At 59.5% G+C, this 16,431-nt stretch carries 17 protein-coding genes; 14 read left to right on the top strand and 3 right to left on the bottom strand.

What is annotated here, in order from left to right; all coding sequences use genetic code 11:
- Positions 1-18 precede the first annotated feature (18 nt).
- The 4 genes from EDY99_RS11280 to EDY99_RS11265 are packed head-to-tail and all read left to right on the top strand — an operon-like array spanning position 19 to position 3,871.
- Positions 19-975: an ABC transporter permease gene (locus tag EDY99_RS11280; protein WP_004934604.1), complete on the top strand. Its 957-nt coding sequence runs from the start codon at positions 19-21 to the stop codon at positions 973-975.
- A 4-nt stretch (positions 976-979) separates the two neighbouring features.
- A complete protein-coding gene (gene opp4C / locus EDY99_RS11275; RefSeq protein WP_123061759.1) occupies positions 980-1,930 on the top strand; it encodes an oligopeptide ABC transporter permease in 951 nt (316 codons plus the stop codon).
- A complete protein-coding gene (locus tag EDY99_RS11270) occupies positions 1,927-2,913 on the top strand; it encodes an ABC transporter ATP-binding protein (RefSeq protein ID WP_123061758.1) in 987 nt (328 codons plus the stop codon). The genes opp4C and EDY99_RS11270 overlap by 4 nt, the downstream gene beginning before the upstream one ends.
- The gene (locus EDY99_RS11265; RefSeq protein ID WP_123061757.1) at positions 2,903-3,871 is read left to right on the top strand and encodes an ABC transporter ATP-binding protein; all 969 of its coding nucleotides are present in this window, start codon (positions 2,903-2,905) and stop codon (positions 3,869-3,871) included. The genes EDY99_RS11270 and EDY99_RS11265 overlap by 11 nt, the downstream gene beginning before the upstream one ends.
- A 2-nt stretch (positions 3,872-3,873) precedes the next feature.
- On the opposite strand, the gene EDY99_RS11260 is transcribed toward EDY99_RS11265, so the two are convergent.
- Complete coding sequence (locus EDY99_RS11260) at positions 3,874-4,848, bottom strand: alpha/beta hydrolase (protein ID WP_033643407.1); 975 nt, start codon at positions 4,846-4,848, stop codon at positions 3,874-3,876.
- Positions 4,849-5,523: 675 nt separating this feature from the next.
- Between EDY99_RS11260 and EDY99_RS11255 the strand changes: the two genes are divergently transcribed.
- The 6 genes from EDY99_RS11255 (at position 5,524) to ompC (ending at position 13,335) form a co-directional block, all read left to right on the top strand.
- Complete coding sequence (locus tag EDY99_RS11255) at positions 5,524-6,738, top strand: aspartate aminotransferase family protein (protein WP_015378175.1); 1,215 nt, start codon at positions 5,524-5,526, stop codon at positions 6,736-6,738.
- Between the two features lie 52 nt (positions 6,739-6,790).
- Positions 6,791-7,825 carry an arginine N-succinyltransferase gene (gene astA, locus EDY99_RS11250; RefSeq protein WP_004934585.1) on the top strand — a complete coding sequence of 345 codons (1,035 nt, stop codon included), beginning with the start codon at positions 6,791-6,793 and terminating at the stop codon, positions 7,823-7,825.
- Positions 7,825-9,297 (top strand): succinylglutamate-semialdehyde dehydrogenase, encoded by a 1,473-nt coding sequence (gene astD, locus EDY99_RS11245; protein ID WP_060660892.1) that lies wholly within the window; start codon positions 7,825-7,827, stop codon positions 9,295-9,297. The genes astA and astD overlap by 1 nt, the downstream gene beginning before the upstream one ends.
- Before the next feature lie 52 nt (positions 9,298-9,349).
- Entirely contained in the window at positions 9,350-10,690 is a 1,341-nt protein-coding gene (gene astB / locus EDY99_RS11240) for an N-succinylarginine dihydrolase (protein WP_033650923.1), read from the top strand.
- A gap of 10 nt (positions 10,691-10,700) precedes the next feature.
- Positions 10,701-11,684, top strand: coding sequence for a succinylglutamate desuccinylase (astE, locus tag EDY99_RS11235; RefSeq protein WP_060660611.1), 984 nt, complete (start codon positions 10,701-10,703; stop codon positions 11,682-11,684).
- 568 nt (positions 11,685-12,252) lie between these two features.
- On the top strand, positions 12,253-13,335 hold the full coding sequence (gene ompC, locus EDY99_RS11230) for a porin OmpC (protein WP_069100978.1): 1,083 nt from the start codon (positions 12,253-12,255) through the stop codon (positions 13,333-13,335).
- An 82-nt stretch (positions 13,336-13,417) separates the two neighbouring features.
- Here the strand turns inward: ompC and EDY99_RS11225 are convergent, their stop codons facing one another.
- Complete coding sequence (locus EDY99_RS11225; RefSeq protein WP_033643403.1) at positions 13,418-13,642, bottom strand: biofilm development regulator YmgB/AriR family protein; 225 nt, start codon at positions 13,640-13,642, stop codon at positions 13,418-13,420.
- Positions 13,643-13,763: 121 nt separating this feature from the next.
- A complete protein-coding gene (locus EDY99_RS11220) occupies positions 13,764-13,955 on the bottom strand; it encodes a YebW family protein (RefSeq protein WP_004934567.1) in 192 nt (63 codons plus the stop codon).
- A gap of 226 nt (positions 13,956-14,181) precedes the next feature.
- Between EDY99_RS11220 and lysM the strand changes: the two genes are divergently transcribed.
- The 4 genes from lysM (at position 14,182) to EDY99_RS11210 (ending at position 16,283) form a co-directional block, all read left to right on the top strand.
- Positions 14,182-14,628 (top strand): peptidoglycan-binding protein LysM, encoded by a 447-nt coding sequence (gene lysM / locus EDY99_RS11215; protein WP_033643402.1) that lies wholly within the window; start codon positions 14,182-14,184, stop codon positions 14,626-14,628.
- Positions 14,629-14,891: 263 nt separating this feature from the next.
- Positions 14,892-15,047 (top strand): hypothetical protein, encoded by a 156-nt coding sequence (locus EDY99_RS24605; RefSeq protein WP_162882310.1) that lies wholly within the window; start codon positions 14,892-14,894, stop codon positions 15,045-15,047.
- 23 nt (positions 15,048-15,070) lie between these two features.
- On the top strand, positions 15,071-15,235 hold the full coding sequence (locus EDY99_RS24600; RefSeq protein ID WP_162837199.1) for a hypothetical protein: 165 nt from the start codon (positions 15,071-15,073) through the stop codon (positions 15,233-15,235).
- 106 nt (positions 15,236-15,341) lie between these two features.
- Complete coding sequence (locus EDY99_RS11210) at positions 15,342-16,283, top strand: pirin family protein (protein ID WP_033643401.1); 942 nt, start codon at positions 15,342-15,344, stop codon at positions 16,281-16,283.
- Positions 16,284-16,431 lie beyond the last annotated feature (148 nt).

Raw genomic sequence — 16,431 nt, 5'->3', positions numbered from 1 at the left:
GCGGCGATGGAATTCGCGATGAGAAATTTTATCCTGCGCCGTTTGTTGCAGACTATCCCGATGCTGTTGCTGGCTTCATTGCTGATTTTTTGCATCTTCGCCCTGGCGCCCGGCGACTTTATCGACGGCAATATCAACCTGACCGCGCAACGCGCCGCCGAGCTGCGGGCGCTGTATGGGTTGGATCAGCCCTTGTTCAGCCGTTACCTGCATTGGCTTGGCCGGCTGTTGCAGGGCGATCTCGGCTTCTCGCTGCAGTATCAGATCCCGGTCAGCACGCTGCTGAATCAATACATCTGGAACTCGTTCCTGCTGGCGGCGGTGGCGATGGTGCTGTATTGGGGCATCGCGCTGGCGGTGGGAGTGATCTCGGCAATGAAGCCCTATTCGCTGTTCGATCATCTGATCACCGTGGCGGTGTTCGCCGCCATGTCGTTTCCGACGTTTTTCCTTTGCCTGTTGCTGATCAAATGGTTCGCCGTCGATCTGCACTGGTTGCCGGCGGGCGGCATGTTGCGCACCGGCAGCGAAGCGAGCGGGCTGGCCTGGGCGCTGGAGGTGGCGGCGCACCTGCTGTTGCCGGTGCTGGCGCTGGTGATGCTGCAGGCCGGCAGCCTGACGCGCTATTTTCGCGCCAGCATGCTGGAGGTGATCCGCATGGACTATATCCGCACCGCGCGCGCCAAAGGGCTAAGGGAGAAAACGGTGATCCTCAAACACGCGCTGCGCAATGCGCTGTTGCCGATCATCACCCTGCTGGGGTTCGAGCTGCCGGGATTGTTCTCCGGCGCGCTGATCACCGAAAAAATCTTCAACTGGCCGGGCGCCGGGCATATCCATATCGATTCGCTGGCGGCGCGCGATTATCCGGTATTGATGGGGTTCACGCTGTTTCTGGCGGCGCTGACCATTCTCGGCAATCTGCTGGCGGACATTCTGTACGCCTACGCCGATCCACGCATTCGCTTGAGGTAATACGATGTGGGTAACGCTGTTTTTCGGGCGCCGTCGCCGCTGGCGCCAGGCGCAGTTGCCGGCGCTGGCGCAGCTGTCTCCGCCGCCCGTCGCGCAGGCCTGGCGCCGTCTGCGCCGCCATCGACCGGCGATGATCTCGCTGGCGCTGCTGGTGCTGTTGGCGCTGCTGTGCCTGATTGGGCCGTCGCTGTCGCCGTGGCCTGACGACGCCGGCGATGTGCTGAACATCAATCAGGCGCCGAGCGGCGCGCATTGGTTGGGCACCGACTTTCTCGGCCGCGATATTTGCACCCGGCTGCTGCTGGCGGGGCGAATATCGCTGACCATCGGCCTGGTGTCGATGCTGCTGTCGGTGACGCTGGGCTATGTGCTGGGGGCGTTCGCCGGTTATCTGGGGGGCGTGGCGGATCGGCTGATCATGCGCTTCGCCGATCTGTTGATGACCATTCCCGGCCTGCCGCTGCTGATCATCATGGGGGCGATGCTGACCGAACTCGACGTGTCGCCGGACTACCGTATCTACATGGTGATGATCATGCTGAGTCTGCTGGGCTGGCCGTCGCTGGCGCGGCTGGTGCGCGGCCAGATCCTGTCGCTGCGCGAGCGGGATTTCATGTTGGCCACCGAAGTGCTGGGGCTCTCCACTCGGCGGCGCCTCTTCGGCCATCTGTTGCCCAATACCGTGCCGATTTTGGTGGTGGTCGCCACCATGGCGGTGGCCAACGCCATCCTCAGCGAGTCGGCGTTGAGCTACCTTGGGCTGGGCGTGGTGCCGCCGACGCCGTCGTGGGGCAACATGATGGACGCCGCCAATAGCCTGATCGACTTTCAGCGCCGCCCCTGGCTGTGGATGCCGCCGGGGCTGGCGATCTTCGTCACCGTGGTGGCGATCAACATCTTGGGCGACGGCCTGCGGGACGCGCTCGATCCGAAAATGAGCGGGGTAAAACGATGAGTCAACCGCTGGTGGCGTTCGACCGATTGTCGGTGTCGTTTCATGGCGAGCAGGGGCCGGTGCGGGCGGTGCAGCAGGTCAGCCTTGAACTGCAGGCCGGGCAAACGCTGGGGATCGTCGGCGAATCGGGCTGCGGCAAAAGCGTGACCGCCATGGCGCTGATGGGGCTGTTGCCGCAGCCGCTGGCGCAGGTAGACGGCGGTGAGATTCGCTTTGAAGGGCAAAACCTGCTGTCGCTGCGGGCATCCAAGATGGCCGATTTGCGCGGCAACCGGCTGGCGATGATCTTTCAGGAGCCGATGAGCGCGCTGAATCCGGTGTTGACCCTCGGCGAACAGCTGGTGGAGCCGCTGATTCGCCACCTGACCCTGTCGCCGAAAGCGGCCTGGCGCCAGGCGATTCAACTCTTGACGGAAGTGGGGTTGGCGCGCGCGGAGGCGCTGATGCGCTGCTATCCGCATCAGCTTTCCGGCGGCATGCTGCAGCGCGTGATGATCGCCATGGCGATCGGATGCCGGCCGGCGCTGCTGATCGCCGACGAACCGACCACGGCGCTCGACGTTACGGTGCAGGCGCAGATCCTGGCGTTGCTGCGTGAGCAGAGCCGGCGACACAACATGGCGATGATCTTGATCACCCACGATCTCGGGGTGATCGCCCAGATGGCCGATCGGCTGGCGGTGATGTACGCCGGGCGCGTCGTCGAGCAGGGAACGACCCGGGAAGTGCTGGACGAGCCGCGACATCCCTATACGCAGGGGCTGATCGCCTCGCGGCCGGTGCCGGGGCAGCGGCGACGCCGCTTGTACTCCATTCCCGGTCAGGTGCCGGATCTGGCGCGGCTGCCGGAGCATTGCGCTTTCGCCGAGCGCTGCGCGCAGGCCTCCGCTCGCTGCCGCGACGGCATTCCGCCGCTGTACGGCTCCCGTCAGCGTCAGTCCGCCTGTTTTCTCAATGCCGGAGGGCATCCGTATGTCGACTGAACCTTTGGTGGAGGTAAAGGGGTTAAAGAAATATTTTCCGCTGCGCGACGGGCTGTTCGGGCGCACCACCGGCCAACTGAAGGCGGTGGATGATGTCAGCTTCAGCATCCGCAAGGGGCGCGTTTTCGGGCTGGTGGGCGAGTCCGGCAGCGGCAAAACCACCGTTGGCCGCACGCTGCTCGGCCTGCACGACAAAACCGCCGGTGAGGTGCTGTTCAAAGGGCAGGCGTTGGACGGCCTGAGCAAGGACGCGTTGCGCGCCCTGCGGCCGAAAATGCAGCTGGTGTTTCAGGATCCTTACAGCTCGCTGAATCCGCGTCTGCGCGTGGGCGACGCCATTGGGGAAGCGCTGTTGCAACACGGCCTGGCGAGCAAGGCGGAACTGCGCGAACGGGTGCTCGATACCCTGGCGATCTGCGGGTTGTCCTCACAGCATTATGGGCGGTTTCCGCATGAGTTTTCCGGCGGCCAGCGGCAGCGTATCGGCATTGCGCGCGCGTTGATCCTGCAACCGGAATTTATCGTCGCCGATGAGCCAATATCGGCGCTCGACGTGTCGATTCAGGCGCAGATCATCAATCTGTTTTCCGATTTACAGGAGCGGCAGGGGGTGACGCTGCTGTTTATCTCGCACGATCTCGGCGTGGTGGAGCATCTGTGCCAGGATGTGGCGGTGATGTATCTGGGGCAGATCGTTGAGAGCGCCGATCGCGATTCGCTGTTCCGCCAACCGCTGCATCCCTACACGCAGGCCTTGTTGGCGGCGGTGCCGACGTTGGATGCGCAACGCGCGCCGGCGTGGGTGGCCGGCGGCGAGCCGCCGAACCCCGCCAACCCGCCGCGCGGCTGCCGTTTCCATCCCCGCTGCCCGCTGGCCACGGCGCAGTGCCGCGAACAGGCGCCGCAGCTGCGCAGCGTGGCGCCCGGTCATCAGGTGGCTTGCCACCTGGTCGGTTAGCGTCAGGACAGGTAGTGTTTCAACGCGCGCCCGGCCTGGTGGATCGCCGAATGCACCGCCGGGACGTGGGCGAGCGGGTTCAACAGGCCGTAGTCGTGGATTAGCCCGTTGTAGCGGGTAGAGGTGACCTCGACGCCGGCGGCGTCGAGCAGACGCGCGTAGGCTTCGCCCTCATCGCGCAGCACGTCCAGCTCGGCGGTTTGCACCAGCGCCGGCGGCAAGCCCCGCAGCTGTTCCGGCGTAGCGTTGAGCGGTGAGGCGTAGATGTCTTTGCGCTGCGCCTTATCGGGCGCATAGCTGTCCCAAAACCACTTCATCATATTGCGGGTCAGGAAATGGCCTTCGGCGAACTGATGATAGGAATCGGTATCAAAATGGGCGTGCGTAACGGGCCACAGCAGGATCTGGCAACGCAATGCCGGTAGGCCTTTCTCTTTGGCCATCAGGCTGACCACCGCCGCCATATTGCCGCCGACGCTGTTGCCGACCACCGCCAGCCGTGAACCGTCAACGTTGATTTTTTCGCCATATTCGGCCACCCATTCCGTGGCGGCGTAAGCCAGATTGATCGCCTGCGGATAGTGCGCTTCCGGTGAGCGGGGGTAGTTGACGAACACCGCCGCCGCGCCGGAGCTGTAAACCAGATCGCGCACCAGCCGTTCATGGGTGGGAAAATCGCCCAGCACCCAGCCGCCGCCGTGAAAGAACATGAATACCGGCAATGTCTCCTTGACCCTGGCCGGCCGCACCAGCTGCAGCAGAATATCCTGGCCTTCTACGTGAATGGTTTTCTCGCTGATCTCCACCTCGCGCAGCGGCACGTCTACGCTGCGCTGCGCCGCTTCCAAAACTCTGCGCGCCTCTTTGGGCTTCATTTGTTCCATAGGTTTACCGCCAGCGGCATTCAGCGTCTCGAGAAACGCGCGGATGTCGTGCTGGAGGAGAGGCCGGCTGAGATCGACGGTTCGTTTGGGCATGGTGACTCCTTGTGCGCAGAAGAAAAAGTGCGGTCAGAATCACAGTGTAGTCGTTGGCGCATAAAGCGGGAGCCGCGGCCGGCGGCGATCGGCGCGGTTCGTTTTCCGGGGCGCTGCCGATGGAATAGGCGCTTCGTCGCCGCATTGCCCGATCCTGGCGCAGCGCTGCACCGGGTTGGGGCAAAAAGTGTGATGGCGAGCAAATCGGATGAAATTATTTTTGCGAGCGCGATCAGAAATCCTGAAGTTTTTCGCAATTGAATAGGATTTCGCGAGCAATGATGATTTTAGGCCTTATTTTTTAAATTATGCATTGCAAATGCATATAAAATGAATAAATATGCATTATAAGCCGTTGTTTTAACGTAAAAAATAGCAAAATCCGGCAAAAATCCCGTTTTGGCACGATAGCTGCTCTACACTCTTTATCAAACGACATGTATTTTAACTGCTCGTTAACATTTACTCCCCGCTCAGGGACCGGATAAGCGCCATAAATAGTGAAAAACCGATTTTATGTAACAGATTTGTTTCTAAATCAGCGGTGAGAGACAGCATTTTCTCCGCCGGGAAAGTCGGTTTTGAACAGCGGTTTTTTTGCATTGTGGCGGCCTAGCCGGGCTTGCGCGGTCCTTACAGTCAAAATTCAGCCTTTGCTGAGATTATGAGGTCACTATGGAACAGCCAATCGCAGTTACCCGCCAGTCTTTTGATGACTGGATGGTCCCGGTTTATGCCCCTGCCGATTTTATTCTGGTGCGGGGTGAAGGATCGCAGGTGTGGGATCAACAGGGTAAGTCTTACATCGATTTCGCCGGCGGCATCGCGGTTAACGCGTTGGGCCATGCGCACCCGGCGGTCAAGGCGGCGCTGGTGGAGCAGGCGGGCAAACTGTGGCATCTGGGCAATGGCTATACCAACGAACCGGTGCTGCGCCTGGCCAAGAAACTGATCGATGCCACGTTCGCCGACAAGGTGTTTTTCTGTAACTCGGGCGCAGAAGCCAACGAAGCGGCGCTGAAACTGGCGCGCAAACATGCGCACGACCAGCACGGCGCCGGTAAAGATCAGATTGTGGCGTTCAACAACGCGTTCCACGGCCGTACGCTGTTTACCGTGTCCGCCGGCGGCCAGCCAAAATATTCGCAGGACTTTGCGCCGCTGCCGGGCGGCATCACCCATACGCCGTATAACGATCTGGCCGCAGCGGCCGAGCTTATCAACGATCGCACCTGCGCGGTGATCGTCGAGCCTATCCAGGGCGAAGGTGGCGTGCTGCCGGCGGAAGCCAGTTTCCTGCAGGGGCTGCGTGAACTGTGCGATCGCCATAACGCGCTGCTGATCTTCGACGAAGTGCAGACCGGCGTCGGCCGCACCGGCCATCTGTATGCCTATATGCAGTACGGCGTGGTGCCGGACGTGCTGACCACCGCGAAAGCGCTGGGCGGCGGCTTCCCGATCGGCGCCATGCTGACCACCGATGCGCTGGCGAAAACGCTGGGCGTCGGCACTCACGGCACCACCTACGGCGGCAACCCGCTGGCGACGGCGGTGGCGGGGGAAGTGTTCTCCATCATCAATACCCCGGAAGTGCTGGAAGGCGTCAAGCAGCGCCACCAGTGGTTCATCGACGGGTTGAACGACATCAACCGTCAGTATCCGATCTTCGCCGAGATTCGCGGCGGCGGTTTGCTGATCGGCTGCCAACTGAAGAAAGACTATGCCGGCAAAGCGAAGCAGATCACCCAACTGGCCAACGAAGAAGGCGTTATCGCGCTGATCGCCGGCCCGGACGTGGTGCGTTTCACGCCGTCGCTGATCATCCCTGAGCAGGATGTGAAAGAGGGGCTGGCGCGATTCGCGCGCGCCGTGGCGCGCATTTGCAGCTAATCAGCGGGCTGCGCCTTTATCGGCGCAGCCTGATTCAGAAGAGGTTCGCATTATGATGATTATTCGCCCTATAGAGCGCCGCGATTTGGCGGATTTGCTGACGCTTGCCGGCAAATCCGGTATCGGTCTCACGTCGCTGCCGCAAAATGAAGATACCCTGTCGGCACGCATTGAGCGGGCGTTAAAAACCTGGCAAGGCGAACTTCCGCAAAGTGACCAGTGTTATTTGTTCGTGTTGGAAGACAGCGAGCGCCGGCAGGCGGTGGGGGTCTGCGCGATCGAAGTGGCCGTCGGCCTGGCGGAACCCTGGTACAGCTTCCGCGTCGGCACGCAGGTGCACGCTTCCAAACAGCTGAACGTCTATAAATCGGTGCCGACGCTGTTCCTCAGCAACGACCATACCGGGCATTCGGAACTGTGCACGCTGTTCCTCGATCCGGACTATCGTCACGGCGAGAACGGCAAGCTGCTGTCGAAGGTGCGTTTCCTGTTTATCGCCGCGTTCCGTGAACGCTTCTCCCGCCGTCTGATCGCCGAGATGCGCGGCTTCTCAGATGAAAACGGCCGTTCGCCGTTCTGGGAGAGCGTCGGGCATCGTTTCTTCTCCATCGAGTTCGCCAAGGCGGACTACCTGAGCGGCACCGGACAAAAGGCGTTTATCGCCGAACTGATGCCGAAACATCCGCTGTATGTCGATTTCCTGGCCGAAGACGCGCAGAAGGTGATCGGTGAAGTGCACCCGCAAACCCTGCCGGCGCGCCGCCTGCTGGAGGCGGAAGGCCTGAGCTATCAGGGCTACGTCGATATCTTCGACGGCGGCCCGACGCTGGAAGCCGAAATCGACCACATCCGTGCGGTGAAGCAGAGCCGCTTGGTCAAAGTGGTGCTGGATGACACGCCGATGCGCGCCGATGCGCCGGTTCATCTGGTCGCCAACGACAACTATCAGAATTACCGCGCACTGTTGGTCAATGCCGATCTGTATGACGACCGCCTGCATATCAACGCCGCCACCGCTGCGGCGCTGGGCGTCGAGCAGGGCAGCCCGGTGCGGGTACTCCCCCTTATTGCACAGGAGAAAGCATGATGTCCCATCCTGCACTGTTGATTAACGGCGTCTGGCGGCAGGGCCGCGGCGCGGAGTTGGGCAAGGCCGATCCGGTCGGCAATCAGCCGCTGTGGCGCGCCAACGCCGCCGACGCCGATGACGTCGCCGCCGCCTGCGAAGCCGCGCGCGCCGCATTCCCCGGCTGGGCGCGTACGCCGTTCGAGCAGCGTGAACAGCTGGTGAAACGCTTCGCCGCTTTGCTGGAAGAACATAAACAGTCGCTGGCGGAAACCATCAGCCGTGAGACCGGCAAACCGCGCTGGGAAACCCTGACCGAAATTCAGGCGATGATCGGCAAGGTGGGCATTTCACTGCAGGCCTATCAGGCGCGCACCGGTTTTAGCCAGACGGCGATGGCCGACGGCGCTTCGGTGCTGCGCCATCGCCCGCACGGCGTGCTGGCGGTGTTCGGGCCTTACAACTTCCCCGGCCATCTGCCGAACGGCCATATCGTGCCGGCGCTGCTGGCCGGAAACTGCGTGGTGTTCAAGCCGAGCGAACTGACGCCGCTGACCGCCGAGGAGACCCTGAAGCTGTGGCTGAAGGCCGGTCTGCCGGACGGGGTGATCAATCTGGTGCAGGGCGGCCGGGAAACCGGCGAGGCGCTGGCGGCCAGTGCGGATATCGACGGCCTGTTGTTCACCGGCAGCGCCGGCACCGGTTACCACCTGCATCGCCAATTGGCGGGGCAGCCGGAGAAGATCCTGGCGCTGGAGATGGGCGGCAACAACGCGCTGATCGTCGATGGTTTCGAGGATCGCGACGCGGCGGTCAACCTGGCTATCCAGTCGGCGTTTATCTCCGCCGGCCAACGCTGCACCTGTTCACGCCGCATTTTGGTTAAGCAGGGGGCGGAAGGCGACGCGTTTATCGCGCGTTTGGTTCAGGTGGCGGGCGAGCTGCGCGTCGGCCGTTGGGATGCCGAACCGCAGCCGTTCATGGGCGGCGTAGTGTCGGCGGCCGCAGCGGAAAACATGCTGAAAGCGCAGCAGCGCTTGCTGGCGCTGGGCGGTAAATCGCTGCTGGCCATGCGTCTGCTGGAGCCGGGCAGTTCGCTGCTCAGCCCGGGCATCATCGAGCTGACCGGCGTGGCCGGCGTGCCGGACGAAGAGTACTTCGGGCCGTTGACCACGATCGTGCGTTACCGCGATTTCGACGAGGCCCTGCGGCTCGCCAACCAGACGCGCTACGGCCTGTCGGTGGGATTGGTCTCGCCGCAGCGCGAGCTGTTCGAGAGGCTGCTGCTGGAAGCGCGCGCCGGCATCGTCAACTGGAACAAGCCGTTGACCGGGGCGTCCAGCGCGGCGCCGTTCGGCGGCGTGGGGGCTTCCGGCAACCATCGCCCAAGCGCCTTCTATGCGGCGGACTATTGCGCCTGGCCGATGGCGTCGCTGGAAAGCGAAAGCCTGTCGCTGCCGGCGACGCTCTCGCCGGGCTTGTCGTTCCGTTAATCGTCTGCGGCGGCGTCATGGCGTCGCCGCAGGCCATCCCCAGGGGATAGCCATGTCAGGATATGAAGTCAATTTCGACGGTTTGGTGGGGCCGACGCACCACTATGCCGGGCTGTCGTTCGGTAACGAGGCCTCTACGCAGCATCAAAACAGCGTATCGAACCCGAAGCTGGCGGCGAAGCAGGGTCTGCTGAAAATGAAGGCGCTGGCCGATCTCGGTTTCCAGCAAGGGGTATTACCGCCGCAGGAGCGGCCGCATTTGCCGATGCTGCGTCGCCTGGGTTTCAGCGGCAGCGATGAGGCGGTGCTGGCGCAGGCGATGCGTCAATCGCCGCGTTTGCTGTCGGCGCTCAGCTCGGCGTCCTGCATGTGGACCGCCAATGCGGCCACGGTGTCCCCCTCGGCGGACAGTGCAGACGGCAAGGTGCATTTCACCGCCGCTAACCTGAACAATAAATTCCACCGCGCCATTGAAGCGGAAACGACCACCGATGTTTTGCGGGCGATGTTTAACGACGACCGGCATTTCGCCCACCATGAAGCGCTGCCGCAGGTGGCGTTGTTCGGGGACGAAGGGGCGGCCAACCATAACCGGCTGGGCGGCGATTACGCCAGGCGCAGCGTGCAGGTGTTCGTTTACGGTCGCCAGGAGTTTGGCGGTGAAACGGCGCCGGCGCGTTATCCCGCGCGCCAGACGCGCGAAGCCGGTGAGGCGATCGCTCGCCTGCACCAATTGGACGAGCAGCATACGGTCTTCGTACAGCAAAATCCGGCGGTGATCGACCAGGGCGTGTTCCATAACGACGTGATTGCGGTCAGCAACCAGAACGTGCTGTTCCACCACCAGCAGGCGTTTTACCGCCAGCAACAGGCGCTGGATGAAGTGCGCCGCAAGATGGCGACGCTGGACAGCGAGCTGGTGGCGATCGAAGTGCCGACGGAGCGCGTCTCGGTGGCGGACGCGGTGGCGACTTATCTGTTCAACAGCCAAATTCTCACCAAGCCGAACGGCAAGATGATGATCGTGGTGCCGGAAGAGTCGCGCCAGCATGCCGGCGTGTGGCGTTATCTGAACGAGATGGTCGGCAGCGGCGGCCCGATCGATGAAATCCGCGTGTTCGATCTGCGCGAAAGCATGCGCAACGGCGGCGGCCCGGCCTGCCTGAGGCTGCGGGTGGCGCTCAACGATCAAGAGCTGCGGGCGGTGAATCCGCGCGTCATGATGAACGATCGGCTGTTCGCGACGTTGAACGAGTGGGTGGATCGTCATTACCGCGATCGCCTGACGCAGGATGACCTGGCCGATCCGCTGCTGCTGCGCGAAGGGCGCGAGGCGTTGGATTCGCTGACGTCGATCCTCGGTCTCGGGTCCATCTATCCGTTCCAACGTTAAGGGAGGCTGCATGATCGATCTACTGCCCCTGACGCTGGAGGGGAAAGAACCCGCCGAATGGCAGGGCGAAACGCCGCAGCTGCGCTGGCGTTGGCTGGGGGAAGGGGTGTTGGAGCTCACGCCGCGGCAGCGTTATCGCCAGGCGTTGGTGGTGTCGGCGGGCGTACACGGCAACGAAACCGCGCCGATTGAACTGCTCAATCAGTTAATCGGCGATCTGTTGAGCGGCCGCTTGCCGCTGGCGGTGCGGCTGTTGGTGGTGCTGGGCAACCCGGCGGCGATGCGGGCGGGCAAGCGCTATCTGCACAGCGACATGAACCGCATGTTCGGCGGCCGCTACCGCAACTTCGCCGCCAGCGGGGAAACCGCGCGCGCCCAGCAGTTGGAGCGCACGCTCGCCGCCTTTTTTGATGGCGAACAGGCGGCGCGCTTCCATTACGATCTGCACACCGCCATTCGCGAGTCGCATTTGCCGCGCTTTGGCATTTTGCCCTTCCAGAAGCGCCCGTACAGCGAACCGATGCTAAAGCTGCTGGATGCCGCCGATCTGGATGCGCTGGTGGTACACAGCGCGCCGGGCGGGACTTTCAGCCACTATTCCAGCGAGCATCTCAATGCGGCGAGCTGTACGCTCGAGCTGGGTAAAGCGCGGCCGTTCGGCAGCAACGATCTGCAGCAGTTCGCCGCCATCGATCGCGCTCTGCGGGCGGCGGTCAGCGAGGTGCCGTTGCCGGAGCGCGCGGGCGAGGCGATCCGGGTATTCCGTGTGATGCACTCGTTGATCAAACACAGCGAGGATTTCAAGCTGCATCTGGATGATGACACCGCCAACTTCACCGAGTTGAAACCGGGGATGTTGCTGTGCGAGCAGCCGCAGGAGGAGTATCGCGTTGGCGAAGAGGGCGCGTGGATACTGTTTCCTAACCCCACTGTGGCGCTGGGCCTGCGCGCCGGCATGCTGTTGAGCGAAGTTTCCCGTTCTACGTTGTATTGATTTATCCACGGCGGCGCCGTCAGCGCGCTGCCGTTTATTCCTTTCATTATTTTAATCTGCTATTTCCCGCTATTTAAATGGCCATAAATCGAATTTTATTCGTCCTATAGGGATTTCTTTACGTGAATGAATAAAGGCCGTATTCAGCCGTTATCGGAAAGCCTTAATTGCCTGGTGACTTTGTTAAGATAAAAATGTGAAATAAGTAACGTTTTTAATAACCATGCTAATCTTGTTGTTACTTTTGAATCGCGCAGAAAGCACGCAAAACGAAACCAAAATGCACTAAATTGGTGCGTTGCACCGTTTTGGTTATAAGTTATGTGATAAAAATTTCTTATATTCAATGGGTTATGTATTCTCTTTTTTGAAATATATGGTTACAAATAAACATGCTTTCTCCTCGTTGTTTCATGAACTTTTTGATTTTAAGTTTTGATTCATGATGCTAATGTCACATCACCCCAGCATTAGGGGAGCTCATAAAATACCAAAAGATAAAATCACAGCCCAAATTATAAATTGGGCGTGACGGGCAGGGTTCTAATTATAATATCTAGGAAAATAAATGATGAAACGCAGTGTATTAGCCTTAGCTGTCGCCCTCGGGGCGGTCACCTCCTTCGCCAACGCGGCTGAAATCTACAATAAAGATGGCAATAAACTCGACCTGTACGGCCGCGTTTCGGCCAAACACGTTTTCAGTAAAGATAAAAGTGAAGACGGAGATAAAACGTACGTTCGTCTGGGCTTTAAAGGCGAAACCCAGATCAACGATCAGTTGACCGGTTACGGCCAGTGGGAATACAACGTTCAGGCCAACCACGATGAAGCACAGGGCACCACCGGCACCAAAACCCGTCTGGGCTTCGCCGGCCTGAAGTTCGCCAACTATGGCTCGTTCGACTACGGCCGTAACTACGGCGTGGTGTACGACGCCGAAGCTTATACCGACATGCTGCCGGAATTCGGCGGCGACTCCTACAGCTACACCGACAACTACATGACCGCGCGCTCCAACGGCCTGGCGACCTACCGCAACCGTGACTTCTTCGGTTTGGTGGAAGGCCTGAACCTGGCGTTGCAGTACCAGGGTAAAAACGACGGTGACGGCCGCAGCGTGACCAAGCAAAACGGCGACGGTTACGGCATGTCTCTGGACTATCAGGACATCGGCGGCACCGGCATCGGCGTCGCGGCGGCGTTCTCTGATTCCAACCGTACTAGCGACCAGAAAGCGCTGAAGTATGGTAAAGGGGATAAGGCCACCGCCTGGACCACCGCAATCAAATATGACGCCAACCAGGTCTATCTGGCGGCCATGTATGCCGATACCCGCAACATGACGCCGATCAGCGGCAATGGCGTCTCCGGCTTCGCCAACAAAACGCAGAACTTCGAAGTTGTGGCCCAGTACCAGTTCGAAAACGGTCTGCGTCCGTCTCTGGCCTACGTGCAGTCGAAAGGCAAGGATATTGAAGGGATTGGCGATGTCGATCTGGTGAAATACGTGGAAGTGGGCGCGACTTACTACTTCAACAAAAACATGTACACCTACGTCGACTACAAGATCAACCAGTTGAACGACGACAACAAACTGAAGCTGAGCACTGACGACATCGTTGCCGTCAACCTGACCTACCGCTTCTAAGCTGCAATTCCATTACCCTCATCCTGTGTCGGGATCGGTAATCAGGCAGGGCGCAAGCCCTGCCTTCGTTTGTATCGCGCGCTCAGCCTTTTGGCGCCAACCCCACCAACTCGATGGCCGAACGCAGCGCGGCAAACCGCTGCTGATCCTGCTCTCGCTCTATCTCTGTCACCAGCTGCGAAAGAATATTGCCGCCGGATACCTTTTTATGGTTTTTGATTAACTGCAACACTGCGTCGCCTAACGCCAGGCTGACGTTGCGCAGCAGAATTTCATATTGCTCGTTGGAATGAGCCGATGCTGACATGACCTTTCTCTGTCTTTCTTCTTCGGGAGCCGCAATTTAGCAAAACAGCGGCCTTATGCCTCGGAGGAAGATGCAGTTTCCGATGAAATCAGAAATTCCTCAGCATCAGGCGGGGAGGGGATCAAAAATCCGAGTATTCGCTGGCCGGCAACCAGAAGCCGTCAATAAATTCTTCCATGGGATAACAGCCGGCGTGACGCAGGTTCTGTTCCTTCATTGCCACCAGGCATTGCGGTTCGTCGCGCAATATGTCCACCACCATTTCACTGCAGCCGCCATCCAGATAACAGACAAACATCACCAATGCGTACATCTTGCAGCCTCCTTCGTCGAGCCGCCTTGTCTGCAACAGTGTAGGTAAAAAAGCGCGATTTTTCAGCATCATTGCGCGATAAAACGCCAATGAGGCGCCGCAGACGGCACTTTCGGAATTCTCTAGCCGTTTCTGGGGGCGAGAGCGGATGGCAGATCCTTTTGACGATGCTAAGCTTAACAAGCCTTACATCAACGCATTAGTGCAACCATCAAAAGGAGTGAATATGGGCTTGTTTAACTTTGTCAAAGAAGCGGGCGAAAAACTGTGGGACACAGTCACCGGCAATGCCTCCGCCGAAGATCAAAGCGCCAAACTCAAGGAGCATCTCGATAAGAGCGGCCTGCCGGGCACCGACAAAGTCGATGTGCAGGTGGTCGATGGGAAAGCGGTGGTGACCGGCGATGCCGTCAGCCAGGAGCTGAAAGAGAAGATTCTGGTGGCTATCGGCAACGTAGCGGGCATCAGCGGTGTGGAAGACAAGGTGGCGGTAGCGCAATCCGACGCCGAGAGCCGCTTCTATACCGTGAAGAAGGGCGATACGCTGAGCGCAATCTCCAAAGAGATGTACGGTAACGCCAATCTCTACAACAAAATTTTCGAAGCCAACAAGCCGATGCTGTCGAGCCCGGACAAGATCTATACGGGACAGGTGCTGCGTATCCCGCAATAACGCCTCTGTCTCCCCTGGCCCGGCGATGTGCCGGGCTTTTTTTTGCCTCCGCTATAAGCATCTCTTATTTCCCTTCCCTCTAAATAAAAGTTACACATACCGTGTGCCTGCGCTCGCCGGCCCGCGGCGGCGGTGTTGACCCTGGGGGGGAAAGTTGGTAGCGTCATGGCCCGGTTGCGGACTGAGCAGCCGAAGGGGGATTTCGCTCCCCCATTCTGAGGGGGTGTCTTGCCCCATCAAACAGCAATGCAGCAGTTGAACGAGTGAAAGCCGATTTAGTGAAACAGCAGCGTAACGCCTTGACGGATAAAAACTACAGAGAAACCTTGGGTGATGCGCAATTTGCGATCGTCGTTTTGGCGATTGCGTCCTGCTCACTGATCATTTTTACGTTGGCGGTCACGCTGTGGCTGACCTGACGTCATTAACTAGGGGAGAGAAAATGGAGCCCAATCTCCACGATGAAACCAAACTGTTGGCGATTATCGGCCTGTTGGTTTCTGTACTGCTGGTCGTGTCGATTCTCTTCGGAGTGACTTATTTCTCCGATCTCAGGCATGCCCACGACGATATCGATATTAAAAGCTGCTACATCAAAACACCTTAATCCGCGTGAGCGCGGCTGAGCGTCGTCGCTCTCCAGGGGGCGTTGTCCTGTGCTAAGCTCGGGCGATTATCCTTGGCGAATCGGCGCCATTCAGGAGGTCTTTGCGATGAGTCAGTCACGTCCTACGCGCTTTTCACCCTCACGCGAGTGCCCTGTCGTTGACGGCGCGCGCCAGATCCAGCGCATTGCCGTGCGCAATGCCGAAGTGGGCGGCATTCCTATCAACCGCGCGTTGCCAACCCGGGAGCGGCGCACCGTCGGCGCCTGGTGTTTTCTCGATCACGCCGGCCCGACGGTATTCAACGGCACCGCGCCCGGCATGGACGTAGGGCCGCATCCGCACACCGGTCTGCAAACCTTTACCTGGATGATCGAGGGTGAGGTGCTGCACCGCGATAGCCTCGGCAGCGAACAGTTGATCCGTCCGGGGCAGGTCAATCTGATGACCGCAGGGCATGGCATCGCGCATACGGAACAGTCGGTGGGCGAGGACCGACGGCTGCACGCCGCACAATTGTGGATTGCGTTGCCGGCCGAATATGCCGACATGGCGCCGCGATTCGATCATTATCCCGATTTGCCGCAGTGGCGGAATAACGGCGTGAATCACCGTTTGCTGGTCGGGGAATTTGGCGCTTATCGTTCACCGGTGTTTACTCTTTCGCCATTAATCGCCATTGATATGGAATGGCAAGAGGCGGCGACGGCGCAATTGCCGCTGCGCGATGATTATGAAATCGGCTTTTTGCCCCTGATTGGTGCATTTGAACTTAATGGTGAAACATTTTCACCTGACGCATTCGCCTATTTAGGCATGGGTAATAACTCTATTGAGTTAAATGCAGAGAAGGGCAGCCGGGGATTATTAATCGGTGGAGCGCCGTTAAATGAAGAGATCCTTATCTGGTGGAACTTCGTTGGCCATACCAAAGCGGAAATTATTCAGGCTCAGCGCGATTGGGAGCAGGAAACGGATCGTTTTCCGGCGGTCAGCGGTTATTCCGGTGAGCGCATGGCCGCGCCACGCCTGCCGTGGAGCGAAGTTTGATAGCGTTAGGATATAATCGCCGAGATTATTCGACTTATTTCGCTCTAATAACGCGCAATAAATGTGATCGCGGCTCCAGCTTCACGACAATATAAAGTTTCTCAACGAAATAGTGATCTGACGCATATAATGATAAACGGAAGAAGAT

Source organism: Serratia sp. LS-1 (assembly GCF_003719595.1).
Taxonomy (GTDB): Bacteria; Pseudomonadota; Gammaproteobacteria; order Enterobacterales; family Enterobacteriaceae; genus Serratia; species Serratia ureilytica.
This window is presented reverse-complemented; position numbering and strand designations above follow the sequence as displayed.